23 protein-coding genes are annotated in these 25,339 nt (G+C 71.5%); 12 read left to right on the plus strand and 11 right to left on the minus strand.

Features of this window, described 5'->3' with window-relative positions; translation table 11 throughout:
- Positions 1-47: 47 nt before the first annotated feature.
- Together speB and QL985_RS05900 are read left to right on the plus strand one after the other, a co-directional pair.
- Complete coding sequence (gene speB / locus QL985_RS05895) at positions 48-1,085, plus strand: agmatinase (protein ID WP_059281563.1); 1,038 nt, start codon at positions 48-50, stop codon at positions 1,083-1,085.
- Complete coding sequence (locus QL985_RS05900; protein ID WP_259905230.1) at positions 1,082-2,266, plus strand: PLP-dependent aminotransferase family protein; 1,185 nt, start codon at positions 1,082-1,084, stop codon at positions 2,264-2,266. Before speB ends, QL985_RS05900 begins: the two co-directional genes overlap by 4 nt.
- Positions 2,267-2,422: 156 nt before the next feature.
- Here the strand turns inward: QL985_RS05900 and QL985_RS05905 are convergent, their stop codons facing one another.
- The 3 genes from QL985_RS05905 to QL985_RS05915 all read right to left on the minus strand — a co-directional run bounded on the left by QL985_RS05905 (position 2,423) and on the right by QL985_RS05915 (position 5,334).
- Positions 2,423-3,256: a hypothetical protein gene (locus QL985_RS05905; protein WP_153007952.1), complete on the minus strand. Its 834-nt coding sequence runs from the start codon at positions 3,254-3,256 to the stop codon at positions 2,423-2,425.
- Complete coding sequence (locus QL985_RS05910) at positions 3,234-4,235, minus strand: type IV toxin-antitoxin system AbiEi family antitoxin (protein WP_019310797.1); 1,002 nt, start codon at positions 4,233-4,235, stop codon at positions 3,234-3,236. The genes QL985_RS05905 and QL985_RS05910 overlap by 23 nt, the downstream gene beginning before the upstream one ends.
- A 94-nt stretch (positions 4,236-4,329) precedes the next feature.
- The gene (locus QL985_RS05915) at positions 4,330-5,334 is read right to left on the minus strand and encodes a CoA transferase (RefSeq protein ID WP_019310796.1); all 1,005 of its coding nucleotides are present in this window, start codon (positions 5,332-5,334) and stop codon (positions 4,330-4,332) included.
- 90 nt (positions 5,335-5,424) lie between these two features.
- On the opposite strand from QL985_RS05915, the gene QL985_RS05920 reads away from it, so the two are divergent.
- Positions 5,425-5,925 (plus strand): MarR family transcriptional regulator, encoded by a 501-nt coding sequence (locus tag QL985_RS05920; protein ID WP_191550625.1) that lies wholly within the window; start codon positions 5,425-5,427, stop codon positions 5,923-5,925.
- A 141-nt stretch (positions 5,926-6,066) separates the two neighbouring features.
- On the opposite strand, the gene QL985_RS05925 is transcribed toward QL985_RS05920, so the two are convergent.
- Positions 6,067-6,681, minus strand: coding sequence for a malonic semialdehyde reductase (locus QL985_RS05925; RefSeq protein ID WP_191550624.1), 615 nt, complete (start codon positions 6,679-6,681; stop codon positions 6,067-6,069).
- Between the two features lie 122 nt (positions 6,682-6,803).
- Here QL985_RS05925 and QL985_RS05930 point away from each other — a divergent pair, with 122 nt between their 5' ends.
- Positions 6,804-7,427 (plus strand): LysE/ArgO family amino acid transporter, encoded by a 624-nt coding sequence (locus QL985_RS05930; RefSeq protein ID WP_047978916.1) that lies wholly within the window; start codon positions 6,804-6,806, stop codon positions 7,425-7,427.
- A 39-nt stretch (positions 7,428-7,466) separates the two neighbouring features.
- Positions 7,467-8,564 carry a hypothetical protein gene (locus tag QL985_RS05935; RefSeq protein ID WP_019310792.1) on the plus strand — a complete coding sequence of 366 codons (1,098 nt, stop codon included), beginning with the start codon at positions 7,467-7,469 and terminating at the stop codon, positions 8,562-8,564.
- A gap of 109 nt (positions 8,565-8,673) precedes the next feature.
- On the opposite strand, the gene QL985_RS05940 is transcribed toward QL985_RS05935, so the two are convergent.
- The 3 genes from QL985_RS05940 to QL985_RS05950 are packed head-to-tail and all read right to left on the minus strand — an operon-like array spanning position 8,674 to position 12,434.
- Positions 8,674-10,218: a dihydrolipoamide acetyltransferase family protein gene (locus QL985_RS05940; protein ID WP_019310791.1), complete on the minus strand. Its 1,545-nt coding sequence runs from the start codon at positions 10,216-10,218 to the stop codon at positions 8,674-8,676.
- Between the two features lie 3 nt (positions 10,219-10,221).
- A complete protein-coding gene (locus QL985_RS05945; RefSeq protein ID WP_019310790.1) occupies positions 10,222-11,232 on the minus strand; it encodes a transketolase C-terminal domain-containing protein in 1,011 nt (336 codons plus the stop codon).
- Positions 11,232-12,434, minus strand: a complete 1,203-nt coding sequence (locus tag QL985_RS05950) for a thiamine pyrophosphate-dependent dehydrogenase E1 component subunit alpha (RefSeq protein ID WP_019310789.1) — start codon at positions 12,432-12,434, stop codon at positions 11,232-11,234. Before QL985_RS05950 ends, QL985_RS05945 begins: the two co-directional genes overlap by 1 nt.
- A 430-nt stretch (positions 12,435-12,864) precedes the next feature.
- Between QL985_RS05950 and QL985_RS05955 the strand changes: the two genes are divergently transcribed.
- The 3 genes from QL985_RS05955 to QL985_RS05965 all read left to right on the plus strand — a co-directional run bounded on the left by QL985_RS05955 (position 12,865) and on the right by QL985_RS05965 (position 15,685).
- Complete coding sequence (locus QL985_RS05955; RefSeq protein WP_259905232.1) at positions 12,865-13,320, plus strand: Lrp/AsnC family transcriptional regulator; 456 nt, start codon at positions 12,865-12,867, stop codon at positions 13,318-13,320.
- 139 nt (positions 13,321-13,459) lie between these two features.
- Positions 13,460-14,917, plus strand: coding sequence for a tryptophan-rich sensory protein (locus QL985_RS05960; protein ID WP_259905233.1), 1,458 nt, complete (start codon positions 13,460-13,462; stop codon positions 14,915-14,917).
- 105 nt (positions 14,918-15,022) lie between these two features.
- Entirely contained in the window at positions 15,023-15,685 is a 663-nt protein-coding gene (locus QL985_RS05965) for a CPBP family intramembrane glutamic endopeptidase (RefSeq protein WP_259905234.1), read from the plus strand.
- A gap of 184 nt (positions 15,686-15,869) precedes the next feature.
- Here the strand turns inward: QL985_RS05965 and QL985_RS05970 are convergent, their stop codons facing one another.
- Complete coding sequence (locus QL985_RS05970) at positions 15,870-16,565, minus strand: TetR/AcrR family transcriptional regulator (RefSeq protein WP_259905235.1); 696 nt, start codon at positions 16,563-16,565, stop codon at positions 15,870-15,872.
- 95 nt (positions 16,566-16,660) lie between these two features.
- Here QL985_RS05970 and QL985_RS05975 point away from each other — a divergent pair, with 95 nt between their 5' ends.
- The 4 genes from QL985_RS05975 (at position 16,661) to QL985_RS05990 (ending at position 21,298) form a co-directional block, all read left to right on the plus strand.
- A complete protein-coding gene (locus tag QL985_RS05975; protein WP_259905237.1) occupies positions 16,661-18,235 on the plus strand; it encodes an SNG1 family protein in 1,575 nt (524 codons plus the stop codon).
- Between the two features lie 62 nt (positions 18,236-18,297).
- Positions 18,298-19,056, plus strand: a complete 759-nt coding sequence (locus QL985_RS05980) for a DUF4870 domain-containing protein (RefSeq protein ID WP_259905239.1) — start codon at positions 18,298-18,300, stop codon at positions 19,054-19,056.
- A gap of 191 nt (positions 19,057-19,247) precedes the next feature.
- The gene (locus QL985_RS05985) at positions 19,248-20,489 is read left to right on the plus strand and encodes an NRAMP family divalent metal transporter (protein ID WP_259905241.1); all 1,242 of its coding nucleotides are present in this window, start codon (positions 19,248-19,250) and stop codon (positions 20,487-20,489) included.
- Between the two features lie 29 nt (positions 20,490-20,518).
- A complete protein-coding gene (locus QL985_RS05990) occupies positions 20,519-21,298 on the plus strand; it encodes a putative hydro-lyase (protein ID WP_259905245.1) in 780 nt (259 codons plus the stop codon).
- Between the two features lie 164 nt (positions 21,299-21,462).
- Here QL985_RS05990 and QL985_RS05995 read toward each other — a convergent pair whose 3' ends face one another.
- The 3 genes from QL985_RS05995 to QL985_RS06005 form a co-directional block, all read right to left on the minus strand.
- Positions 21,463-22,137, minus strand: a complete 675-nt coding sequence (locus QL985_RS05995; RefSeq protein ID WP_259905247.1) for a GntR family transcriptional regulator — start codon at positions 22,135-22,137, stop codon at positions 21,463-21,465.
- The gene (locus QL985_RS06000) at positions 22,134-23,879 is read right to left on the minus strand and encodes a biotin carboxylase N-terminal domain-containing protein (protein ID WP_259905249.1); all 1,746 of its coding nucleotides are present in this window, start codon (positions 23,877-23,879) and stop codon (positions 22,134-22,136) included. The genes QL985_RS05995 and QL985_RS06000 overlap by 4 nt, the downstream gene beginning before the upstream one ends.
- The coding region (locus QL985_RS06005) for a 5-oxoprolinase/urea amidolyase family protein (protein ID WP_290147628.1) at positions 23,876-25,339 on the minus strand (1,464 nt) is incomplete at its 5' end. The genes QL985_RS06005 and QL985_RS06000, both read right to left, overlap by 4 nt.

Consider the following 25,339-nt stretch of genomic DNA (forward strand, 5'->3'; position numbering starts at 1 on the left):
GCGGCCCCGGACGACGCCCGGACGATCCCGGGACGAGAGGAGCACGGGTGGAACCGGAACGCATTGTGGAGACCAACAGCGCTGGTGAGCAGCGGGTGGGGCCCGTGAACGCGGCCCTCACTCCGCGCTGGGCCGGGCCTGCCACGTTCGCGCGGCTGCCCCGCACGGACCAGGTGGAGCACACGGACGTGGCCGTGGTGGGCGTGCCGTTCGACTCCGGGGTGTCCTACCGCTCCGGTGCCCGGTTCGGTCCCAACCACGTGCGTGAGTCCTCCCGCCTGCTGCGGCCCTACAACCCCGCGCAGAACCACTCACCGTTCGCCAACCTGCAGGTGGCGGACGCCGGGGACATCGTGGGCAACCCGTTCGACATCCCGGAGGCCATCGAGTCGATCGAGGCCGCGGCCAAGGAGCTCATGGGGGAGTCCACCAAGGTGGTGGCGATCGGCGGTGACCACACCATCGCCCTGCCCCTGCTGCGCGCGGCGCACTCGCGCCACGGCAAGGTGGCGCTGCTGCACTTCGACGCCCACCTGGACACGTGGGACACCTACTTCGGCGCCGAGTACACGCACGGCACCCCGTTCCGGCGCGCGTTCGAGGAGGGGATCATCGACACCGACGCCGTGATGCACGTGGGCACTCGCGGCCCCCTCTACGGCACGCAGGACCTCGAGGACGACGCCCGCTTCGGCTTCGAGATCGTCTCCTCCGCGGACGTCATGCGCTCCGGCGTGGACGCCGTGGTCGCGGCCCTGCGCGAGCGCGTGGGGGACCGCCCGCTCTACATCTCCCTGGACATCGACGTCCTGGATCCCGCCCACGCCCCGGGCACCGGAACCCCCGAGGCCGGTGGCATCACGAGCCGCGAGGTTCTGGAGATCCTGCGCGGACTGCGCGGGCTGGACGTGGTCGCGTGCGACGTCGTGGAGGTCTCGCCCGCGTACGACCACGCGGAGCTCACCGGGATCGCCGCCGCGCACGTGGTCTACGAGCTGATCTCCCTGATCAGCCTGGGCGCCGACGCCGCCGCGGACGGTCCCGCGTACGGCATCTCGGGCGCGCGCTACGGAGCAGACAAGTGAGCGGCTTCGCGTCCCGCGCGGACGAGTTCCGTCCCTCCCCGGTCCGCGCCGTGTTCGAGGTGGCCCGCGACCCCTCCGTGGTCTCGCTGGCCGGCGGCAACCCGGACCTGTCCGTGCTGCCCGCGGACGCGGTGGGCGACGTCGCGTCCCTGCTGCTGCGCGGGCGCGCCGGGGAGATCCTGCAGTACGGCTCGGGTGCCGGCATGGACGGGCTGCGCGAGCTGGTCGTGAAGCTCATGGCGCGCGGCGGGTCCACCGTGACCGGCGCGGACATCCTGCCCACCACGGGCTCGCAGGCCGGGCTGGACCTCGTGACCAAGCTCTACTGCAACCCCGGTGACGTGATCGTGGCCGAGGGGCCCACCTACGTGGGAGCGCTCGGCGTGTTCGGCGCCTACGAGGTGGACGTGCACCATGTGGAGATGGATCACGACGGGATGCGGCCGGAAGCCGTGGCCCGGGCGCTCGACGAGCTGGCGGTCCAGGGCAGGCGTGTGCCGTTCGTGTACTCCATCCCGAGCTTCCAGAACCCGACCGGCGTGACCATGCCGGAGGAGCGGCGTCGTGAGCTCGTGGAGGTGTGCGCGCAGCGGGACGTGATGATCGTGGAGGACGACCCGTACGCGCTGCTGGCCTTCGACCGCAGCGAGCCGCTGCCCTCGATGCACGGCATGGACCCCGAGCACGTGATCCACCTGGGCAGCTTCTCCAAGATCTTCGCGCCCGGGCTGCGGGTGGGCTGGATGGCGGCGCCGCCCGAGGTGCGCGGTCGGCTGCAGATCGCCGCGGAGTCCGTGGTGATCCACCCGTCCAATCTGGCGCAGTCGCTCGTGACCTCGTGGGTGGGCTCCGAGCACTGGGAGCCAGCGCTGGACCGGGCCGTGGAGCTCTACAAAGAGCGCTGGACCGCCATGGAGGAGGCACTCACGGAGTACATGCCGGACTCGACATCCTGGACCACGCCGTCCGGCGGGTTCTTCACCTGGGTCACCGCGGAGGAGATCCGCGGCAAGGACATCCTGGCCGAGGCCATCGCCCACGGCGTGGTGCTCGTTCCGGGTTCGGCGTCCTACATGGACGGCCGGGAGTCCAACGCCGCGCGGCTCGCGTTCTCGGGCGTGGCCCCCGCGCGCATCCGTGAAGGGGTCAAGCGCTTCGCGGAGGCGCTGCGGAGCCTCTGACGGGCGCGCACCACGACGCATGGTGTGACGGTCTCGGGCGGGACGGGGAAGGCATCCCCTCCCGCCCGAGGTCTGTCTGACGGGTGTCCTCAGGCCGGCCCATCAGGCAGCTGCTCGAGGGGACCACGGGGCGCTCAGGGCGTACCTGTGGGCCCGTCACACGAGTGCGGACAGCAGGCTGGTGATCATGGCTTCGCGGCGGTCTCTGTCAGCTGAGGGGATCCGCTCGAGCGACGTCGTGAAATCCCTGGACAGCAGGGCAGTGCCGACATTCTTCAGGTCCGCGGCCAGGCTGGTCGCGATGGCGGCGGAGAGAACCTCCGACACCTCGTAGGACAGAAGTGCCACGGCCGCGAGGTCCTGGGCGTAGTTGTGGACCTCCAACAGATGCTGTCCGTGCCCGGTCTCGTAGAGTTCGGCCCGGACAGCCTCGGATTCCGTGTACCAGTGGCATGCCACGGCAAGGTCCTGGGCGTCCTTGGTGTCGTGGTTCGGAGCTCTGTCCGCCCACGAGCGGAGTTTCAGTGCGGTGTAACCGGCTGGTGATGGCACCCGAACAGTGTCCCCTTGAGGGGTGATTTCCACTGCCTGGGCGTGACGGTGGACGTCTTGGAAACCGGCGACGGTCCACGCCTCCTTGCGCGGCGGAGGGGTGACTGCCCCCGGCGGTTCCTCGACGCGGGGGCCGAAGGGCATGAAGTCCACGGGGATGCCGCCCACGCGGTAGCGCATCTGGCTGTCCCCCAGGCGAGGGTAGATCTTGGTGATGGGTTGATAGGCATCCCATCCGGGAAGTGCCAGGGCGAGGTCCACATCATCTGTCAACCGGATGGGAGCTGAGTCTCCCAGGCCGGAGTGGATGATGTTCCGTGCGTGGGCTCCCACCACCATTACCTGTGATGGTGCGATGTCCGTGTCGTGTCGGAGGCGTTGGACCACCTCTCCCACAACGTCCAGGACCCCTGGGTCAGGGGTGCCAAATGTGAGCATGGCTGTCCTTGACGTGCTGTGCGGCCTCCAGCTGGCGGCTCTCTCCCGCAGACTTCAGGTCGGCGTACACCAGGAGGGGAGGGGCAGGAGACGGAAAGGAGGAGAGCGGGTGGGTTTCATGGTCCGGGGGGAGCCAGAAGGCTGTGTGGATCATGATGTTGGGGTTCCCGTCCTTCCGCCAGCGGTTGGCCAAGACCATCGTGGGGGAGATGTCCTCAACGTAGAGCGTGGCGGTTCCGGGATTCTTGATCCACGACGCCGATTGCTCGCCGCTCACGTAGATCACACCGTGACCGGCAAGGTCCAGGTGGGCAGGATCGCCGTGGAACTGCTGCACCAGGGTCTTGGGTCCGAGCCCCGTGGCATACGCATCGGCCCACCGTTCTGCGAGAACATCCTGGCGCATCAGACGTCTGCTGCGGCGGTCCAGGAATCTCTGCTCGTCGAGGAGCTTCATGGTGGACTGGGCTTGTCCCAGGGACACCTTGGCCGCAGCAGCAACTGTCCTGACGGGGGAGTGGAGCAACTCGGGCCAGGACAGCAGTGCGAAAATGACCTGCGCTCGTCTGGGAGTGAAGAGCCCGGCTGAGGGTCGGAGTGCTCGGCGGTTCTGGACCGTGGCCGGATCGGGTCGACGACCTCGGACGTCGATGAGCACTCCCCCAAATCTGAGGTAGGCATTTCCTGCGGTGTCGAGGAACTGGACACCCGCCACGCGCAGCTCGTGGGCGCTGCGGGGGTTGACCGCCGGCGCGAGAAGGAGAAGGGGGTCGCCGAATTCCCCATCCAGCTGAAGAACACGGGTGAGGGTTGGGCTGTCGGTCACCACGGCGCGGAAACGCTGGGACCCCAGGGGGTGCGTGAGGAGGAGGGGTGTGGGCGTCTCACGTGCCAGGTCTCGCAGTGATGAGGGGCCATCGGCGCCAAGGCGGTACTCGTTCAGACGCCTCTCGATGGCGGTCTGCAGGGTTTCACTCACAGGCCCTCCGTTCATTCATTTCCTGTGTTCAGGATAAATGAACGCGGGTAAAAAATGAACAGACAGGACGTGGCTGCGTTTCCTCATGGGCATGTCAGCGTGCCGGAAGGGGCGGCAGGACCGGCGGCCGCTGCCCGTCGATCCGCACGGGGGCCGGCACACAGGTGACCTTTCCGTGCTCGGAGGTCAGCACAACGGTCTCAGGTCTGGGGTCGGTGCTCGGGGAAGGATGGCTGCGCCCCGCGCCGCCCCCACCGTCCAGCAGCACCCGCGCGGTGCGCTCCAGGGACAACCGGGCGTACCCTGACCGTCCCGCGGCCAGCAAGGCACACGCTGCCGCGGCCATGCCGTATCCGGTGGCGTGATCCAGCGCCTGCACTGGCAGCGCACCCGGCCGCCAGAGCCCGGTGCTGTCCGTGGAGCCGTACCGGTGGGCGATCCCGGTGGCCGCCTGGACGATGCTGTCGAAGCCCCGCGTTCCGGCGCGTGGCCCGGTGGGCTCCCACGCACTGAGCTCCACGTGCACGAGGTGGGGGAACCGCTCACCAACGACGAGCCCCAACGCGGTGAGTGTGCCGGGGCGGTATCCGGTGAGCAGGACGTCCGCCTGGCCGAGCAGCGCCGCCAGGTCCGCAGCTGCGGTCGGGTCGTAGAGGTCCCGCGAGGTGCAGCGCACGCCAAGGTCGGTGTCCAGGTGCTGCCCCAGCAGCTCGGGAATGGCGGGCGGGTCGACGCGGATCACACCCGCGCCCAGTGCCGCCAGGAACTTCGCGGCGGTGGGGCCGGCAATCACCCGGGTCAGCGAGACCACTCGGACGCCGTGGAGGGGCAGAGGGACACCGGCCGCGTGCGGGTGCACCGGTCGCCACGGGTGGCCGTCCGGTCCGGGGGAGCGGTGGCGTCCAGTGGTGTCCAGATCCCCAGCGAGGATGTGCAGCCACGGGCCGGGATCGGTGGCTGCCTCCCGCCGCCACTCGCTCTCACTCACCACACGGGCGGCCACACCTCCCTCTGCGACGATGCGGGACTCAGCGTCCCGGGAGGTGAGGCGAGCCAGTGCGGGCTCCAGCGCGTCGTCGTGGCCGTGCACCGCGTCCATCGCCCTGTGGCTGAGGCCCGGTGCGAGCCCGTCCAGGGCCGTGAGGATCTCCCGCGTGGGCGAATTCTAGGCCCCGTAGAATGGGACAACATGGACACCTCCCGCGCATCCACCCCCGACGTCGACCGCGCCCAGCTGCTCCAGAGCGCGGCTCGCCTGCGGGAGGTGCTGCGCCACGGCGTGTATTTCCTGCGCAGCATGGAAGGGTCCCGGCAGATCACCAGCCAGCAGATCAGCCTGTTGACCATGCTGCGCCCGGGCGGGGTGCGAATGACCACGATCGCGGCGAACCTCGGTGTCCGCACGCCCACCGCAACGCAGGGTGTGGACCGCTTGAGCAGGGCGGGGCTGGTGCGCCGCGATCCCGACCCCACGGACGCCCGCGCCGTACTCGTGTCCCTCACGCCCGCCGGGGAAGAGGTGCTGGCGCGCGAGGACGAGCGCCGCAACGGCTTCGTCGCGGACGTGCTGTCCACACTGGACGCCCGGGAGGTCGCCGCGCTCGACGCCGCGCTGCCGGTCCTCGCCAAGCTCGCCACGGGAGACGGCGGGGCGGGTGCAGAGGCGGCAGGGGTCAACCGGAAGTCCTGAACGGAACTCCTGGAACCGCGTGGCCCGCAGAGCCGAGGTGCACGACGCCGCTGCGGACAGCCCTGGCGCGGACGGCCAGCGCGCGGGCGGCGGTGCCACGGTGGCGGCCCGACTGACGGGGTCCGGCGGCGTCGTGGCGTCTCAGATCGTCTCGGTGACGTCCTCCACGGCGAAGCGCGGGTTGCGCTCGTAGCTCGGTGCCTGGGGGCGGCCCAGGTTGACCACCACGATGGAGCGCTTGCCCGTGCCCTCGAAGAACTCCCGGTCCACGGCGGGAGCGTCGAATCCGGTCATCGGGCCCACGGCCAGCCCGGCGGCGCGGGCCGCGATGATGAAGTAGCCCACCTGGATGTGCGCGTTGGCGGTGCCGCTGGACATGCGCAGCTCGGCGTTCTCGTCGTACATGCCTTGCAGCTGCGGGGCCGCGGGGAGGAACTCCGGGAAGCGGGTGTGCCAGTTCTCGTCGAAGGACAGGATGGCGGTCAGTGGAGCCTTGCGGGTCTTCTCCTGGTTGCCACCGTTCATGTGCTGCACCAGGCGCTCGCGGGCCTCGAGTGACTCCACCCACGTGATGCGCAGGGGCTGGGAGTTGAAGGCCGTGGGGCCCATCTTGGTGAGCTCGTAGATGGTGTGCCTCTGCTCCGCGGTCACGGGCTCGTCCGTGAAGTGGCTGGCGGTGCGGGCCGTGGTGAACAGGCGGTCGGCGTCCTCGGTGGTGATGTCGAGGGCGAGCTGCTCGAGGGCGGGAGTGCTCATGGGTGTCCTTCCACGCAGGGGCGCGCGGGCGGCGTCGTACCGCCCGGCGAAATCGTTTCTGGGGAAAGCATACCGTTGATGCTCTCCGGCGCGGTCCGAATGTCGGGGACGTCACGCCAGGGATGTACCTTGTCCGGGTGACTTCTGCGTTCCTTCCCGGGCTGGTGACCGGCCTGGCCCTGATCGTGGCCATCGGCGCCCAGAACGCCTTCGTGCTGCGGCAGGGCATCCGCCGCGAGCACGTGGGCGTGGTGGTGGCCATCTGCATCGTCTCGGACATCTTCCTCATCGGGCTGGGCACGGCGGGGATCGGGGTGCTCGTCGAGCAGGTGCCGTGGCTCATCAACGCCTTCCGCTGGGCGGGAGTCGTGTACCTCGTGGTGTTCGCGGTGATGTCCTTCAGGTCCGCGCTGAAACCCCAGACCATGGAGGCCGCGGGCAGCGGAGCGGGTTCGCTGCGCGGGGTCGTCCTGGCGACGCTCGCCTTCACGTGGCTCAACCCTCACGCCTACCTGGATGCGGTCTTGATCCTGGGCAACCTGGCCAACCAGCACGGAGAGCAGCGGTGGATCTTCGCGGCGGGCGCGTTCACGGGATCGGTCATCTGGTTCACGGCGCTCGGCGCCGGGGCCCGGGCGTTGTCCCACGTGCTGAACACCCCGCTGACATGGCGGATCGTGGACGTGGGAGTGGGCCTGGTGATGCTGTTCATCGCGGTGCAGCTCGCGCTGATGCCCGCCGTCTGACCCGGCGTCGGCGCTTGCGACGTGTGCTGAAATGGACTCATGACGCCCACCTCCTCGTACACCAGCAGCGGGACCGGGCGCAGGTCCCAGGAGTTCACCCCCGCCACTGCGGTGCGCGGGTTCCTGGAGCACTCCCGGCGCCGGGCCGCGGACCTCAGCCCCGGCTACGAGCGCGTGTGGGCCCGGGTTGCGGAGGTCGCCTACGCCGCGGAGGGCCTGCAGCAGGACTTCGTGATGGCCGCGGTGGAGGCCTACCCCGCACGTCCCACCCGCCCGGTGCTCAACGCCGTGGCGGCGGGCTTCGAATTGCTCAACACCGCCCTGCTGCTGCGCGGTGAGGGGGTGAGCCCCGGAACGGCGATCGATGCGGCGTCCCCGGGCGACGCAACCGTGCAGTCCCCTCAGCCTGGTGCGGACGAGCACGACGACGCTGCGGCGACCTCCGAGGACTCCGTCCACGACACCTCCCTCGCCAGCGAGATCGCCCTGGCCGCCGCCTACCGCATGGTGGCCACGTCCCACGCGCCGGAGTCCCGGCTGATCAAGCTCCTGGAGATCCTGGACCACTCGGTTTTCCACGCCGCGGCGGGGGAGCGAATCCTGGGCGAGCTCACCCAGCGCGCCGCCACGGTCGGGCACGGCGAGGTGCTGGAGGCCCTGCGGATCGGCAGCGCAGTGCCCTGCTACGAGGCACCGCTGCGGGCGGGTGCTGTGCTGGGCGGCGCCCCCACCGCGCACGTCAACGCCCTGGCGGACACCGGCCGCGCCCTGGGCATGGCCCACGGTCTCGCGCGAGAGCTGCGCCTGGCCGGGCACACGGACCGTGGCCACGGCGCGCGTGAGCTGCTGCGCGCGGACCGCCCCACGGTGCTGGGCACGTTCGTGGCCTCCGGCCCCCACGGCCCCGCGTGGCGCTCCCTGTGCGAGCGCGCTGCGGCGGGCACTCTCACGGACGACGACGCCGCTCACGCCCACGAGCTGCTCGAGCGTTCCGGCTCCGTACGCGCCGTCGAACGCATGATGGGCACCGCCCGTACACGCTCCGAGCACGCCATGGCCGGCGGGGACCTGCCCCCGGCCCTGGTGGAGCGCCTGCGCGCGTGGGCCGAGCGTGAACTGGGCTCCCCCCAGCGCTGAACTCCACGAACGGCGACGGCGCCCGGGCCGAAGCCCGAGCGCCGTCGTGGTCCCCTCCGCGCGAACCGGTGGCCGGTGCGCGGTCGATGTCCCCAGGGACCCGAACGGGTCAGATCTGCGTGAGAGCCCGCACCGGGTTCTCGATGCAGTCCGCCACGAAGCGGATGAAGCCGCCCGCCGCGCCGCCGTCGCACACGCGGTGGTCGAACGCGATGGTCACGGTGGTGACCTTGCGGACGGCCAGTTCACCGTCCACCACCCACGGTTTGTCGATGATCCGCCCGATGCCCAGGATCGCGGCCTCGGGGTGGTTGATGATCGGGGTGGCGCCGTCCGTGCCGAACACGCCGTAGTTGTTCAGCGTGAACGTGGATCCGCTCAGCTGGGCCGGGCTGGCCTTGCCGGAGCGGGCCACCTCGATGATCTCCCGCATGGCGCCGGTCAGCTCCATGGCGCTGAGCTGGTCCGCGTTGCGCAGGTTCGGCACCATGAGTCCGCGCTCGGACTCCACGGCGAGGCCCAGGTTCACGCCCTGCAGGCGCGTGATGGTCCGGGAGCCGTCCTCGGCGGTGTCCACGCGCGCGTTGAGCTGCGGGAACTTCCGCAGCCCGGCCACGGTGAACCGGGCGATCAGCGCGAGCAGGCTGGGCGTGTTCTCCGGGTCCTTGGCCTTGAGCTCGGAGCGCAGCTTCAGCAGCTCGGTGGCGTCCACGTCCACCCACACGGTGGCCTCGGGGATCTCCGTGCGGGAGCGGGTCAGGGCGTCCGCAATGGTCTTGCGCACACCCTTGACGGGCTCCTGCGACGCGATCGGCAGCCCGGTGCGGGAGTCGGTCCCGGCGGCCGCCGGGGACGACGCCGCCGCGGCGCCACCCTGGGGTGCCGCACCTCCCGTGGCGGCCAGGCCGGCGGGGGCGGGGGCCGCGGGCTCCGCGGCGGACAGACCCGTGGGGGCCGGCCCGGCGGCGTCGGCGCGCATCCGCTGGTCGTCCACCTGCTCGATGGCCGCGAGGACGTCCTTGCGCATGATCAGACCACCGGGACCGCTGCCCTGCAGGGCTGCGACGTCCACGCCGTGCTCCCGGGCGAGCTTGCGCACGAGCGGAGAGATCACGGTGGGAGCCAGCCGCGGCGCCTCGGCGAGCGCCTCGTGGGCCTGCACGGCGGCGTCGGCACCGGCACCGCGCTTGCGGCGGCGTCGGCGGGAGGAGGACGCGGCGGAGGTGCCGTAGCCGATCAGCACGTTGCCGGAGGACTCCTCGTCCTCGCCAGCGGTGGGATCGGCCTCGTCCACGGACAGCTCGGCCGAGGGCGTGGTGCCCGCGAGCTCCTCCTCGCGGTAGCTCGCGCCGTGCTCGGCGCCGGGAGCGTCCGCGTCCGTCCCGGAGCCGGCGGGGGCCTCGGGGGACTCCACGCCGTCGGAGATGGAGATCAGCGGCTGGTCCACCAGCATGGTGTCGCCCTCCGCGCCGTGCAGCTTGTGGACCACGCCCTCGAACGGGGTGGGCACCTCCACGGCGGACTTGGCGGTCTCCACCTCCACGATGGGCTGGTCCATGGTGACGGTGTCACCCTCGGCCACGAGCCAGCGGAGGATGTCCGCCTCGGTGAGCCCTTCGCCCAGGTCGGGCAGGTTGAACACATTGATGCTCACGGGTCAGTCCTCCCACTGCAGGTCGTCCAGCGCGTCCAGGATGCGCTCGGAACTCGGGATGTGGTGGTGCTCGAAGGACGGCGAGGGGTAGGGGATGTCGAATCCCGTGACCCGCAGCACCGGCGCGGCGAGCGAGTGGAAGCAGCGCTCCTGGGTGCGTGCGGCGATCTCCGAGGCCACGGACGCGAAGCCCTGGGACTCGGCCACCACCACGGCGCGCCCGGTGCGGCGCACGGAGGCGGCCACGGTCTCGTCGTCGTAGGGGACCACGGAGCCGAGGTCGATGACCTCCACGGACATCCCGTCCTTCGCGGCATCCTCGGCCGCGGCCAGGCACACCGGCACGGACGGGCCGTAGGAGATCAGGGTTGCGTCGGATCCCTCACGGGCGATGACGGCGTGGCCCTCGCGCGTGGGCAGGTTCCCGTTCTCGTACTGCTCGCGCAGCTCCTCCAGGTCCACCTGCGCGGTGGACCAGTAGAGCCGCTTGGGCTCGAAGAACACCACGGGGTCCGGGGAGTCGATGGCCTCGCGCAGCATCACGTACGCGTCCGTCACGGACGCCGGGGTGAAGACCTTCAGCCCGGGGGTGTGCGCGTAGTAGGACTCGGAGGAGTCGCAGTGGTGCTCCACGCCGCCCACGCCGCCGCCGTAGGGGATGCGGATGACCAGGGGCATGCTCAGCTTGCCCCGGGTGCGGTTGTGCATCTTGGCCACGTGGGAGGCCACCTGCTCGAACGCGGGGTACGCGAATGCGTCGAACTGCATCTCGGCCACGGGGCGCATGCCGTTCATGGCCATGCCCACCGCGGTGCCGATGATCCCGGACTCCGCGAGCGGCGTGTCGAAGCAGCGCTCGCGGCCGAAGCGCGCGGTCAGGCCGTCGGTGATGCGGAAGACGCCACCGAGGGTGCCCACGTCCTCACCGAAGACCACGACCTCCCGGGAGGCCTCCATGGCGTCCGCGAGTGCGGTGTTCAGCGCCTTGGCGAAACTGGTTTTCGAAGCGCTCATCACGCCTCCTCTCGGGAGAGCTCGTCCGCGAGCTGGGCGCCCTGCTCGCGCAGCTGGGTGGTGGGTTCGTGGTACACGAAGCGGAACAGGTCCTGCGGGTCCAGCTCCGGCTTGGAGGACATCGCCTCGCGCAGCCGCTTGGCCATGGCCTCGGCGTGCTCGGAGATCTTGCCGGTGACGTCCTCGTCCAGCGCGCCCTGGTCCTGAAGGTAGCGCTGCATGCGGGTGATCGGGTCCTTGGCCACCCACTCGCTGACCTCGTCGCGCTCGCGGTAGCGGGTGTCGTCGTCCGCGTTGGTGTGCGCCTGCATGCGGTAGGTCATGGCCTCCACGAGCAGCGGGCCGCCGCCCTGGCGGCACAGCTCGATGCCACGCCCCAGGACGGAGAGCATGGCCGCGAGGTCGTTACCGTCCACGCGCTCACTGGCCATGCCGTAGCCCACGCCCTTGTGGGCCAGGGACGGCGCGCGGGTCTGCGAGGACAGCGGCACGGAGATCGCGTAGCCGTTGTTCTGCACCAGGAACAGCACGGGCAGCTGGAACACGGCGGCGAAGTTCAGGGCCTCGTGGAAGTCCCCCTCCGACGTCGCCCCGTCACCGCACATGGCCAGCGTCACCGTGTTCTCGCCGCGCAGCTTGGCGGCGTGGGCCACGCCCACGGCGTGCAGCAGCTGTGTGGTGAGCGGGGTGGCCTGGATGGAGACCTTGTACTGCTTGGGGTCGTAGCCGCCGTGCCAGTCACCGCGGTAGGTGCTCATGACCTCCAGCGGATCCACACCGCGGGACATCACGGCCACGGAGTCGCGATAGGTGGGGAACAGCCAGTCGTCGTCCTCGAGGCACAGGGCGGCGGCCACCTGGCACGCCTCCTGGCCGTGGCTGGACGGGTACACGGCCATGCGGCCCTGGCGCACCAGCGCCATGTTCTGGTCGTTGATGCGACGGCCCACCACGAGCTTCTCGTAGGCGTTGAGCAACCGCTCGGTGTCCGGCATGGGGTACTCGTGGCCGGGCTCCTGGCCCTGCTCGGACTCGGGGACGGCGGTGCCGTCCGGGTTGAGCAGACGGATCTCCTTGCTGGCGGGCAGCATGTACTGCTCGGGCGTGATCCCGAAGTTCTTGGAGGCCTCCACCGCCGGATTCACGGGCGGGGTGGGCTCCCGGGTGGCGGACTCGCCACCGGCGGGGATGGGCTCGCTCATGGTGCGTCCCTTTCTTCTCTGGGTGGAACTCGGTGGTGCCGCGACGGCCGCGGGCAGGATCGAGCGGCAACGCGTCGGACACGTCGTCCGGTCAGTATGGGCAATCGGGGCACTCCGTCTCCACACCGGGGGGAATCCGTGGACGGTAGACTCCCCGAAGGGGTTTCCCGTGGACGAATTGCTCGTGAGTGACGGGCGCCATGCGGAAATGTCTTGCACGTCACATCCGGTGCCGCCGCAGGTCGGGGTCGCCCCCGGGTGCGGTGGCCGAACGGTCGGCGGGTACCAGCCGGGTGGCCCCGGGAACGGGTGGTCCGGCGTCGCCGGCGGGTGCTGCGGCGCGGGCCGCGGGCGGGGCGACGGCGCGGGGTGCTGCCCGGCGGCGTCGTCACCGTGACAGGGCCGGGCGGCGGCGGGAAAGGTGGAGCGGATGGCAGAGAGCAAGCGCGTGGAGCTGGACGAGACGGACCGGCGCATCCTGGACGAGCTCACGCGGGACGCGCGGCAGTCCGTGACCGCGCTCGCCGCCAAGGTGCACATCTCCCGTGCGCACGCGTACGAGCGGATCCGCCGGCTGCACGAGCAGGGCGTGGTGCTGCGCTACACCGCGGTGATCGACCCGGCCAAGGCCGGCCTGGAGGCCTCCGCCTACGTGACCCTGCGCCTGAAGCAGAACACGTGGGACACCCTGGGCCCCAAGCTGCGCCGCATCCCGCAGGTGCAGCACGTGGCCCTGGTGGGGGGCACGTTCGACGTGATGCTGCTGGTGCGTGCCCGGGGGACGGCTGAGCTGCGGGACGTGATCTTCGAACGCATCCAGCCCATGCCCGAGGTGGTGGACACCCAGACGTTCCTGATCTTCGAGGACGTGGACGTCGGTGGCTGATCCGGGGACGTCTCGCTCTGGGCGGAGTCCGTGGCCCAACCCCTCAGCACGCTGACATACTGACGGGGAGGACCACGGCGGTGCACACCGCCCTCCGGGTCACGCACCCGGCCACCACACGGACGATGCGAGGACACACATGAGTGAGAACGCACGGCTGGCTCTCGTCACGGGCGCCACGGGCTACATCGGCGGGCAGGTGGCCCAGAAGCTGCTGCGCCGCGGCTGGCGGGTGCGCCTGCTGAGCCGCAGCGCGGAGAAGGTGCGCCACCTGCCCTGGGGGAACAGTGTGGTGGCCGAGGGCCGCTCCGCCGGGCCCGGTGAGGCTGAGGTGGTTGAGGGCAACGCCTCCGAGGCCGCAGACGTCGCACGTGCCATGCGGGACGTGGACGTGGCCTGGTACCTGCTGCACTCCATGGGGGACTCGGACGACTTCGTGCGCGAGGAGGTGGAGATGGCCGAGACCTTCGGCGCCGCCGCGCACGACGCCCACGTGCAGCGCATCGTCTACCTGGGCGGTCTGCACCCGGACGACGAGCCCGTGGACCGGCTCTCCGACCACCTGCGCTCCCGCGTGGAGGTGGGTCGCGCGCTCATGAACTCCGGGGTGCCCACCGCGGCCCTGCAGACCGGTGTGGTGATCGGGGACGAGTCCTCGTCCTTCATCATGATCCGCCACCTCGCGGAGCGGCTGCCCGGCGCCATCGCCCCCCGGTGGGTGCGCAACCGCATCCAGCCGATCGCCGTGGCGGACGTGGTGCACTACCTCGTGGGCGCCGCGGACCTGCCCGCGGACGTGAACCGCACGTTCGACGTGGGCGGCCCCGAGGCCATCGAGTACGCGGACATGCTGGACCAGTACTCCCGCGCCGTGGGCAAGGGTGGGCGCTTCATGATCACCGCCCCCGTGACCACCGCGGAGCTCGCGGCCAACTGGATCGGGCTCGTGACCCCCATCGACACCAAGCTGGCCCGGCCCCTGGTGGGCAGCCTGCAGCACGACACCGTGATCCACGAGCGGGACCTCGACGACTACATCGGGGCACCCCCGGGCGGGCACACACCCTTCGCGGACGCGGTGCGCGCCGCGGTCACGGACCTGGACCTCAACCGCTGGCGGCGGGTCTTCCTGTCCACCACGGCGGCCGTCGCGGCCACGGCGGTGGTGGGCACGCTCGCGAGCGACCCCGGGTCACGGTGGTACGAGAAGCTGCGCAAGCCGCGCTTCCAGCCCCCGGGGTGGGCGTTCCCCGTGGCGTGGACCGCGCTGTACGCGGACATCGCCGCCATGGGCTCGCTGTCCATCGCGGACCTGGGGGAGGAGGGCCGCACCGAGGAGCAGCGGGCCTACATCGCCGCGCTCGGCGTGAACCTGGCGCTCAACGCCGGGTGGAGCGTCCTGTTCTTCCACCGCAAGAAGCTGCGGGCCGCGGCCGTGGAGTCCGTGCTGCTCGCGGTGAGCAGCGCGGACCTGGTGCGCCGCAGCGCCAAGGTGTCCCCGGAGAAGGGCGTGATCCTGAGCCCCTACGCCGGGTGGACCGCCTTCGCCTCGGTGCTCTCCACCACCATCAGCGTGCTCAACCCGCGCCGCAAGTAGCCCTCGGCCCGGTCGGCCGAGCGGCCCGCACGGGCCCGGGCAGTCCCGGGCGGCGGGTCCCGAACATCCCCGGCGGATCGCACCGCCGGGTGGAAAGGAACCTCGGTGACGGAACATCGGGTCAGCCCCTACGGGGACACCACCGCGGCCACGCGCAAGCGCACCGTGTGGGTGGTGCTCGCCACCGGAGTGCTCGCAGCCGCGTGCCTCGCGTGGTCCCTGCGCATCCCCGCGGGAGATCCGTGGTTCTACCCCGCCACCTTCATCCTGGCCGGCGTGTACATCGCGGGCAGCTCGATCGCCATCCGCATGACGGGTGAGCGCCTGCCCTGGCGGGTCACCCCGCGGGGCATGCGGGACGCGGTGGTGGGTGGTGTGGTGCTCGCGGTGGTGTTCATCGCCGGCGGTTTCATGGTCCGCTTCATCCCGTTCCTGAGCGAACCGGTGCACGAGCTGCTCAACCACGCCCGGGTGGGAAGCCTGGTCATGGTGGCCCTGACCACCGCGGTCAACGGCGTGGCCGAGGAGGTCTACTACCGCGGGGCGCTCTGGCGGATCCTGCCGCGGGGCCGGCGGATCCTCGTGACCACCATCGCCTACACAGCGGTGACCGCCCTCGCCGGCATCCCGCTGCTCGCCCTCGCGGCCGCCGCGCTCGGCGCGTTCGTGGGCTACCTGCGCGAGCGCACCCGCTCGCTCGTGCCCGGCATCGTCACGCACCTGATCTGGTCCCTGACCATGCTCTTCGTGCTGCCGTACGTGGTCTGAGCCGCCACGACGCCGCACGGCCGGGTTCCGCGCCCGCGGCCGGTCTGCGCCGGTCTGCGGTGGGTGTGGCCCGCGCGCCCACGGCGCACGGTGGGACACAACCTGCCCCGCGCCGGAACCGCGCCCGGCCACTCGAGGCGGCCCGGCGGCGTCGTCCCCGGGGCGTGGTGCGGGACGGCCGCGCTCAGGCGGGGCGGGTGAAGGCGAGCCACATGGTGGGGATGACCTGCTGGGCGCCGCGCCCTGTGCCGCCCATGGCCATGTGGTCCGTGAGCTGCCCGGAGTAGCTGGTCAGCAGCATGCGGGCCACGTCCCCCGGGGGCACGGTGAACTCCAGGTGCTGGGTTGCGGCCACGCGCACGAGCGCCTGCTCGATGGCGCGGTACACCCGCTCCCGGATGGGGGCCATGCGCTCCCGCACCTCCGGCGAGCGGAACGCCGCGATGGACAGCTCCACCCGCAGGGCCTGCTGGTTCACGTTCGCCACCTGGTCCGTGACGCCCTCGATGATGCGCGTGACCACCTGGTCCACGTCCAGACCCGAGCCCAGCCAGTGGTCCAGCTCCGAGCCCAGGGTCTCCTCCAGCTGGGTGGCGAGGTCCTCGAAGGCGAGGATCGCGAGCTCCCGCTTGGACTCGAAGTTGGAGTAGAACGCCCCGCGCGTGAACCCGGCGGCCGCGCACAGGTCGTTCACGGAGGCGCCGTCGATGCCCTGCTGGGCGAACACGGCCGGAGCGCTGCGGATCAGCTTGAGCCGCGTCGCACTGCGGGAACGTCTGTCCGGCGCGGCCTCGGGTGTGGCAGTCTCGCTCTCGAGGGGCTGTCCGTCCCTCCCGAGACCGGCAGCGGGTGCGGCGGGTTCTTCTGTCTGGTTGCTCACGTGTCCCTCGGTTCGTCTTCCCTTCTCAATACATCAGTGTATCGTGTTCACGAATCCCAATACATTCGTGTATCCCCCTGTGCCAGGAGAAACCGGTGACACCCAAACACGCACCCGCCCACTCGTTCCGGGCCCGACTCGGCCGGCCGTTCGGCCAGTTCGGGTTCTGGCTGCTGCCCATGCTCGCCATCATCGCGGTGGGGGTGATCGGCACCGCCCTGTACCTGGGCGGGCTGTCCAGCCCCGACAAGAACTTCAAGGAGTTCCCCATTGCCGTGATCAACCAGGACAAGGGCGCCGAGGTGCCCCAGGCCAACGGCAAGACCACCCAGGAGAACCTGGGCACGGACCTCGTGAGCGAGTTCGTGGACAAGGCCGCGGAGGACGACAAGATCGACCTGCGCGAGCTGAGCATGGACGAGGCCAAGGAGCAGCTGGACCGCGGTGAGCTCTACGCCGCCGTGGTGGTCCCGGAGAGCTTCTCCGAGGACACCGTGAGCCTGATCGAGGGCTCCCTCACCGAGGGCAACGCCGCGCGCCCCGAGGTCACGGTCTACACCGACCCGCAGGCCGGCTCCCTGGGCACGCGACTGGCCACGGGCGCCGTCGAGCCCGGGGTGCAGGAGGCCAGCAAGGCGCTCGGCGAGCAGCTCACGGAGTCCGTGGCTCCCGCCGAGGACGCGGCCTACAACAAGGTGCTGCAGCAGCTGCAGCAGAGTCAGAAGGAGCAGTCCGAGCAGCTCTCCCGCCAGGCCGCCCAGGGCGGCCCCGAGGTGCAGCAGTTCGCGCAGCAGGTGCAGAAGTCCCAGGAGGGCTCGGCCGAGGAGATCGCCAAGGAGCTCGCGCCCACCGTCAGCTCGGTGGCCAAGGACACCCTCAAGGACCCCGTGAACATGGTGTCCAAGGCGTACAACGACCTCCCGGACGGCACCGCCCTGGGCATGAGCGCGTTCTACTACTCCATCCTGCTCCTGGTGGTGGGCTTCTCCGGCTCCGTGGCGCTGAACCTGCTCATGGACGGTCGCATGGGCATGGCGCCCTTCGAGATGGGCCCCTTCTTCAAGGACTACCCCCGCGCGGTCCTGCCCCGTCCGGTGGGCTTCCTGATGAAGTGGCTGACCTTCGTGGTGGCCGCCCTGCCCGCGTCCGCGCTGATGATGTGGGTGGCCTCCGCGGTGGGCATGCCCGTGCCCCACGGCTTCCTGGTGTTCCTGCTCGGATGGCTCGCGATGTCCACGGTCTCCGCGATCGTGCTGGCACTGATCTCCGTGGGCGGCAGCGTGGGCATGCTGCTGTGCCTCGTGTACCTGGTGTTCATGGGCCTGCCCTCCGCGGGCGCCGTGGTGCCGCTCGAGGCGGTGCCGGACTTCTTCCGGGCCATCGCCCCGTTCGAGCCGCTGCACCACATCTTCACGTCCGTGCGCTCCGCGCTGTTCTTCGACGCGATCCCGGAGGCGGGCCTGACCACGGGCGTGATCGGGCTGTCCATCATGCTGGTGGCCGCCCTCCTGGTGGGCATTCTCGGCGGCTGGGCGTACGACAAGCGGGTGGGGCTGCGTGGTGCGGACGGCCCGGCCAGGCACAGTGCCGACGCAGCGGTGGCCCCCTCGGAGAAACCCCTCCCCAAGAGTGCGGATAACCCCTCCGTGCCGAGCGGTGCGTCAGAATAGGCTGGGAGCATACACAGCACGTCGGCCGCGCAGGCCCTTGCAACGACACCGATGGAGACCAGATGAGCAACGAACCGCAGCAGCCGCGCCCCGACTACCGTTCCGGAGCGACCGGCGGCGAGGGTGCCCCGGCCCCGCGTGAGCAGGGTTCGGCGGGCGCCCGCGGCGCCGGCGAGCAGGGCTGGGCGCAGAACCAGGGCCAGCAGGGGTACATCCCGAACCAGGGTGCCCCGCGCTACTCGCAGCCCCAGGGCGGCCAGCAGGCCGGACAGCCGCAGGGCGATCCCCGCTACGCGCAGAACGCCGGGGGTCAGGGGCGGCCCCAGGGGGACCCGCGCCACGCGCAGAACGCCGGCGGCGGTCCGTACGCACAGCACCCGGGCTACGCGCAGCAGCCCGGTGGCTACCAGGGTGACCCCCGCTACGCCCAGCAGCCGGGCGGGTACCCGGCGGGCGCCCGCGGCCCCCAGGACGACGAGAAGACCGTGGCGGTGCTGACCCACCTCTCCAGCCCGATCGCCGCGATCATCTCCGTGGGCTGGCTGAGCTTCCTGGGCCCGCTGATCGTCTGGTTCATCTACAAGGACAAGAGCCCGTTCCTGCGCCAGGCCGCGGCGGGGGCGTTCAACTTCAACGTGTCCCTGTGGCTGCTCAACCTGATCGGCTGGATCTGCGTGTTCACGGTGGTGCTGTCCCCGCTCGGCTTCCTCCTGATCGCGGCGTACTGGATCATGCTCTTCGTGTTCCACATCATCGCGGCGGTCAAGGCCGGGGGCGGCAAGGCCTACCGCTACCCCATGCAGCTGCCCATCCTGCGCTGATCCCACGGCGCCGCACGCTCGCTCCGAGCGCTCACGGCCCGTCTTCCACGAACCGCCCGGGGGAGCCTCACGGCTTCCCCGGGCGGTTCGTGCGTGCGGGGGCCCGCCACTGGGCAGATTGTTGAACAACCTGTAGTGTGCAGTGGTCAGCCGCCGTGTGGCTCTGCTCACACCGACCCAGGGATGGATCCATGTCCTCTGCCTCACCACAGCCGCACCTCGACCGCGAGACACCGGGCACCCGGAAGGACTCCGGTCACCGCAGCGCCCTGCTGGGTGCCATGTTCCTCATGGCCACCAGCGCGATCGGCCCCGGGTTCATCACCCAGACCACGGTGTTCACGGTGCAGCTGGGCGCCGCGTTCGCCTTCGCGATCCTGGTGTCCATCCTGGTGGACATCGCCGTCCAGCTGAACGTGTGGCGGGTCATCGGAGTCTCGGGCATGCGGGCCCAGGAGCTGGCCAACCAGGTGCTCCCCGGGGCCGGGTACGTCCTGGCGGCGCTGGTGTTCCTGGGTGGTGCCGTGTTCAACATCGGCAACATCGCGGGAACCGGGCTGGGACTAAATGCCATGCTGGGCATGGATCCCAAGCTCGGCGGGGCCATCTCGGCCGTGATCGCCATCCTGGTCTTCCTGTCCAAGCGCGCGGGCCTCGCCCTGGACCGGATCGTGGTGGCGCTGGGCGCCGTCATGATCCTCATGATGCTGTACGTGGCCATCGTGGCGGCACCCCCGGTGGGTGAGGCGCTCAAGAACACCGTGATGCCGGAGGAGGTGGACTTCCTGGTCATCACCACGCTCATCGGAGGAACCGTGGGCGGGTACATCACCTACTCCGGCGCCCACCGCATGATCGACTCCGGCGTCACCGGAGTGGACAGCGTCCGTGAGATCACCCGCACGTCCGTGCTGGGCATCCTGGTCACGTGCGTCATGCGCGTTCTGCTGTTCCTGGCGATCTTCGGGGTGGTCGCGAGCGGCGTGGCGCTGGCCGGGGACAACATGGCCGCGGACGCCTTCCGGGCCGCCGCCGGGGAGATCGGCGTGCGGATCTTCGGAGTGGTGCTGTGGGCCGCCGCCCTGACCTCCGTGATCGGCGCCGCGTTCACCTCCATCTCCTTTGTCACCTCCTCCGCGGGCAGCCCCCGCACGCGCAACCTGCTCACGGTGGGCTTCATCCTGGTGTGCGGAGTGATCTACCTGGTGCTGGGCCAGGCCCCGCAGACGCTGCTGGTCTTCGCGGGCGCGTTCAACGGCCTCATCCTCCCGTTCGGCTTCGCGATCCTGCTGTGGGTGGGCTGGCGCCGCCGGGACCTGCTGCAGGGCTACCGATATCCCGGGTGGCTGCTGGTCGTGGGTCTGATCGCGTGGGTGCTCTCCGTGTTCCTCGCCGTCAACTCCCTGGCCGGGCTCTCCAAGCTCTGGGCCTGAGACCCCCGGACAGGACAGGGCGCGCACTGATGGAGACCACGCTGACCCCCGCCCAGGCTCGGGAGCGCTTCCGAGCGGGGCTCGTGCGCCCCACCGCGGGCATGGCCCCGGGCCACGCCCAGGCGAACCTCGTGATCGTGCCGCGGGAGCTGGCGTTCGACGTGCTGCTCTTCGCGCAGCGCAACCCCAAGCCGTGCCCCGTGCTGGGTGTCCTGGACGCGGGGGAGACCACGGGTCCGCTGCTGGCCGGCGGGGACATCCGCACGGACGTGCCGCAGTACGTGGTCTACGAGAACGGGGTGGAGGTGGACCGCCCCACGGACATCACCCCGTACTGGCGGGAGGACCTGGTCACGCTCATGCTGGGCTGCTCGTTCACGTTCGAGGACGCGCTGCAGGCGCACGGCATCCGCCTGGCCCACATCGACCAGGGTGTCAACGTCCCGATGTACCGCACCTCGCGACGCTGCGAGCCGGCGGGGCGGCTGTCCGGGCCGCTCGTGGTGTCCATGCGGCCGGTTCCGGCGGCACAGGTGGCGGACGCCGTGCGGATCACCTCCCGCTACCCGGCCGTCCACGGCGCGCCCGTGCACGTGGGGGACCCCGGGGCGCTGGGGATCGCGGACCTGGGATCACCGGACTTCGGCGACGCCGTGCGGATCGCCCCCGGCGAGCTGCCCGTGTTCTGGGCGTGCGGGGTCACTCCGCAGGCCGCGGTGATGGAGTCGGCTCCGCCGTTCGCGATCACCCACGCCCCGGGTCACATGCTCGTCACCGACGCCCGGGACGCCGACTACCAGGTGCCCTGACGGGGCGCGGCGGCGAGGGTGCCGTGCCCTGATTTACCCCCGGGGTGGTCCACTCTGCGGGGCACATCTCTGCGGGGCACACCGACAGCAGCCCCGACCGGCGGTGTCGCGGGGTTCTCCGGTGACGCCCACGGCGGGTCGTCGGAGGACCTGGCCGGCCGACCTCACCCGAGCCGGCTGAGGATCTCGTCCCGCGCCGCGCCCAGGGAGTCCCGCAGCAGCTCGACGGCACGGCTCCGGTCGCCGGACTCCAGGGTGGTGAGCACCTCGGCGTTGCGCACGGCGTAGCGTGCGTGGAACTCCCGGTCCTCGAGCATCGCGTGGAACACCAGGCGCATTCTGGCCAGGGCACGGTCCATGTCCCGGAGCAGCGCGGGCGACCCCGCGGCGTCCACGAGGCACCGGTGGAACCGCTGGTTCGCGTCCGCCATGCCGGCCACGTCCGCACCGTCCCGCGCCGTGAGTGCCGCGGCGACGATCGAGCGGAGCCGCGTCAGCAGCCCCGCATCCACGGTTCCCCACAGCACCGCCCCGGACTCGAGGATGCTCCTAGCGGCATAGAGGTCGCGGACGTCGTCCGCGGTGGGCCGCGCCACGAACACGCCCCGGTGGGGGATCCGCAGCACGAGCCCCTCCGCCGCGAGCATCGCGAAGCACTCCCGCAGGGTGTTGCGGGAGATCCCGAGCTCGGCGGCCACGGCGTGCTCGGACAGCTTCGCGCCCGGCGGCAGCGCGCCGTCGGCGATCCGCGTCCGCAGCAGGGCGGCGGCATGGGCGCCGGCCTGGGCCTCTTCCCCTGGCTCGGACGCTCCGGGGTGCGAGGCGGACGGGTCGCTCACGCGATCTCCCCGAGGGTCTGTCCCGCGCGCACGGCGTCGCCCTCGGACACCTCCCCGTGGTGCAGGGTTCCGGAGCGGTGGGCCTTCACGGGGGTCTCCATCTTCATGGCCTCGACCACCAGCACGGGCTGACCCTCGGTGACGTCCTCGCCGTCCTGTGCGAGCCAGGTGACCACCGTGCCGTTCATGGGCGCGGTGAGCGCGGTCCCGTCCTCCGCGTCCGACGACGCCGCCGCGCCGCCCTGTCCCGTCTCTCCCGGGGTCCCGCCTCCGCCGTGGAGCAGGGCCTGTGCGAGGTGCGCGGGCAGGCCCACCCGCACGGCACGCCCGTCCACCTCGAGCGTGAACGTGGTGCGCTGGGCGGCCTCGGGGTCGAGGTGGGGTGAGGTCTCGAGGTCCTGCGCGAACTCGTCCTCGATCCAGGTGGTGTAGACGCCCAGCTGCTCGGTGGAGGTGAACGCGGGCTCCTCCAGCACGGCGCGGTGGAACGGCACCACGGTGGGCAGTCCGCGGATCGAGAGCTCACGGAGGGCGGCGCGGGAGCGCACCACGGCCTGGGCCCGGTCCTCGCCCCACACGATGAGCTTGGCGAGCAGCGAGTCGTACTCGGCGGGGACCACGGATCCGGTGCGCACGCCGGTGTCCACGCGCACACCCGCGCCCGTGGGGGCCTCGAACGCCTCCACCGTGCCCGGGGTGGGGAGGAACCCCAGTGCGGGGTCCTCCGCGTTGAGCCGGAACTCGATCGCGTGGCCGCGCGGGGCGGGGTCCTCGGTGGTGCTCAGCGGCAGACCCTCGGCCACGCGGAACTGCTCGCGCACCAGGTCCACTCCGGCGGTGGCCTCGGTCACGGGGTGCTCCACCTGCAGGCGCGTGTTGACCTCCAGAAAGGAGATCAGCCCGTCCGGTGCCACCAGGAACTCCACCGTGCCGGCGCCGGTGTAGCCGGCTTCGCGGCAGATAGCCCGCGCGGACTCGTGCAGCGTGGTGCGCTGCTCGTCCGTGAGGAACGGCGCCGGGGCCTCTTCCACGAGCTTCTGGTGGCGGCGCTGCAGCGAGCAGTCGCGCGTGCCCATGACCACCACGTTGCCGTGGGTGTCCGCCACCACCTGGGCCTCCACGTGGCGCGGGCGGTCCAGGAACCGCTCCACGAAGCACTCCCCGCGCCCGAAGGCGGCGGTGGCCTCGCGCACGGCGGCGTCGAACGCCGATTCCACCTCGGAGAGCTCCCGGGCGATGCGCATCCCGCGTCCGCCACCGCCGAAGGCCGCCTTGATGGCGATCGGCAGCCCGTGCTCCTCCGCGAACGCGCGGGCCCCGGCGGCGTCGGCCACCGGGCCGTCGGTTCCGGGGACGAGCGGCGCCCCGGCGCGCACGGCGATCTCCCGCGCGGTGACCTTGTTGCCGAGCGCCTCGATCACGTCCGGGCTCGGGCCGATCCACGTGAGGCCGGCGGCCACCACGGCGCGCGCGAAGTCCGCGTTCTCCGACAGGAACCCGTAGCCCGGGTGCACGGCGTCCGCGCCGCAGCGCTCCGCCACGGCCAGCACGGCGGGGATGTTGAGGTAGGTGTTGGCGGAGGAGGAGCCGGGGAGGGCATATGCCTCATCGGCCATGTGGACGTGCATCGCGTCCGCGTCCGGCTCGGAGTACACGGCCACCGAGGTGAGCCCGGCGTCCAAGCACGCGCGGGCCACGCGCACGGCGATCTCCCCGCGGTTGGCGATCAGAACCTTCTTCATGGGGTGTCTCCTGAGGTGGGCTGGTCCGCGGGGATCGTCGCGGTCGGGGTCGTCGTGGGCTCCTGGGCGCCGAGGGCGTCCGTGGGGATTGTCGGTGCGGAGCGGGTCTCCGGTGCCACCCCGTGGGTCGGTGCAGCGCCGGGCGCGGCGGGGATCGCTGAGTCGGCGGGCGGGTGCGGAACCGGGCGGAACCGCACCTCGGAGCCGGGCAGCAGCTGCGCGGCGAGGGGGAGGTCCTCCGGGACCACCACCCCGATCACGGGGTACCCGCCCGTGACGGGGTGGTCCGCGAGGAACAGCACGGGCACCCCGGAGTGGGGCACCTGCAGGGAGCCGGTGACCACGCCCTCGCTCGCGAGCTCGCCGTCCCGGCCTCGTTCGAGACCTCCGCCCTGCGGGGTCTCGAAGCGCACGCCCACGCGGTTGGAGTCGCTGCTGACGCGCCACGTCCGCTCCGCCAGGGCGGCACGGGAGGCGGGGGTGAACCAGTCCTCGCGCGGGCCCGGAACCACGCGGAGCACCGTGGTCCCGCGCGGTGCAGACAGGCGCACCGCGGGCTCCTCCGCGTGGCCCACGGCCCGGCCGGCTGCCGCGGTACGCACCGGCAGCACGTCTCCGGCGGTCAGCGGCGCGGGCCCGATTCCGGACATCACGTCCGTGGCGCGGCTGCCGAGCACCGGGGCCGTGTCCAGGCCTCCGGAGACCGCGAGGTAGCTGCGGAGTCCCGCGCTCGGGGTGTCCAGGGTGAGGTGCTCGCCGTCGTACAGGGCGAAGGGCGCGCAGAACGGAGCGGAGCGCTCGGTCTCCCCGCCGGTGATCCGGGCACCGACGGGCGCTCCGGACAGGGCGAGCACGTGGTGGTCGCGGGCCGTGAGCCGCAGCCCGCCGAGCGTGACCTCGAGGACTGCGTCCGAGCCGGCGTTGCCCACGATCCGGTTGGCCTGCATGGCCGAGGCGCGGTCCGCCGCACCGGAGGCCACCACGCCCAGGTCCCCCAGCCCGGGACGGCCCAGGTCCTGGATCAGGGTCTGCATCCCGGGATCCTCCACCACCAGGGCGTGGCCGGCGGCGTCCGCCGGAGCGGTGTCCACTGCGCCGACGGGTTCCTCGCTCTCGGAGTGCGTCCGGGCCGTCGCCGCGCCGCTCCCGCCTGCGGTGTCCTGGTCGGGATCGCCGCCCGGCTGAGCGGTGCGTGCCGGGTCCCCGGGGAGCCGCGGGTCGCCGTGCGGGTCCCGGGCGGCGTCGTCGGCCAGCGTCACGAGCTCGCGCACGGCGCGGTAGCGCACGGTGTCGCCGGGGCGGATCAGCGCGGGGGAGTCCCGGTGGGTGTCCCACAGGACGGCGTCCGTGCGTCCGATCAGCTGCCAGCCGCCCGGCGAGCGCTGGGGGTAGATCGCGGAGAAGACGCCCGCGAGCGCCACGGACCCCGCGGGCACGGCGGTGCGGGGAGTGTCCCGGCG

Origin of the sequence: Kocuria sp. APC 4018 (assembly GCF_030407675.1) — a bacterium.
Taxonomy (GTDB): Bacteria; Actinomycetota; Actinomycetes; order Actinomycetales; family Micrococcaceae; genus Kocuria; species Kocuria rhizophila.

Bases quoted from the DNA above. Each gene is read 5' to 3' on its own strand.
- QL985_RS05915 (WP_019310796.1), bottom strand. From the start codon at position 5,334: ATGGACGCGGTGCACGGCCACGACGACGCGCTGGAGCCCGCACTGGCT.
- QL985_RS05905 (WP_153007952.1), bottom strand. From the start codon at position 3,256: ATGCTCACATTTGGCACCCCTGACCCAGGGGTCCTGGACGTTGTGGGA.
- QL985_RS05925 (WP_191550624.1), bottom strand. From the start codon at position 6,681: ATGAGCACTCCCGCCCTCGAGCAGCTCGCCCTCGACATCACCACCGAG.
- QL985_RS05980 (WP_259905239.1), top strand. From the start codon at position 18,298: ATGAGCAACGAACCGCAGCAGCCGCGCCCCGACTACCGTTCCGGAGCG.
- QL985_RS05955 (WP_259905232.1), top strand. From the start codon at position 12,865: ATGGCAGAGAGCAAGCGCGTGGAGCTGGACGAGACGGACCGGCGCATC.
- QL985_RS05920 (WP_191550625.1), top strand. From the start codon at position 5,425: ATGGACACCTCCCGCGCATCCACCCCCGACGTCGACCGCGCCCAGCTG.
- QL985_RS05960 (WP_259905233.1), top strand. From the start codon at position 13,460: ATGAGTGAGAACGCACGGCTGGCTCTCGTCACGGGCGCCACGGGCTAC.
- QL985_RS05945 (WP_019310790.1), bottom strand. From the start codon at position 11,232: ATGAGCGCTTCGAAAACCAGTTTCGCCAAGGCGCTGAACACCGCACTC.
- QL985_RS06000 (WP_259905249.1), bottom strand. From the start codon at position 23,879: ATGAAGAAGGTTCTGATCGCCAACCGCGGGGAGATCGCCGTGCGCGTG.
- QL985_RS05935 (WP_019310792.1), top strand. From the start codon at position 7,467: ATGACGCCCACCTCCTCGTACACCAGCAGCGGGACCGGGCGCAGGTCC.
- QL985_RS05950 (WP_019310789.1), bottom strand. From the start codon at position 12,434: ATGAGCGAGCCCATCCCCGCCGGTGGCGAGTCCGCCACCCGGGAGCCC.
- QL985_RS05930 (WP_047978916.1), top strand. From the start codon at position 6,804: ATGTACCTTGTCCGGGTGACTTCTGCGTTCCTTCCCGGGCTGGTGACC.
- QL985_RS05990 (WP_259905245.1), top strand. From the start codon at position 20,519: ATGGAGACCACGCTGACCCCCGCCCAGGCTCGGGAGCGCTTCCGAGCG.
- QL985_RS05985 (WP_259905241.1), top strand. From the start codon at position 19,248: ATGTCCTCTGCCTCACCACAGCCGCACCTCGACCGCGAGACACCGGGC.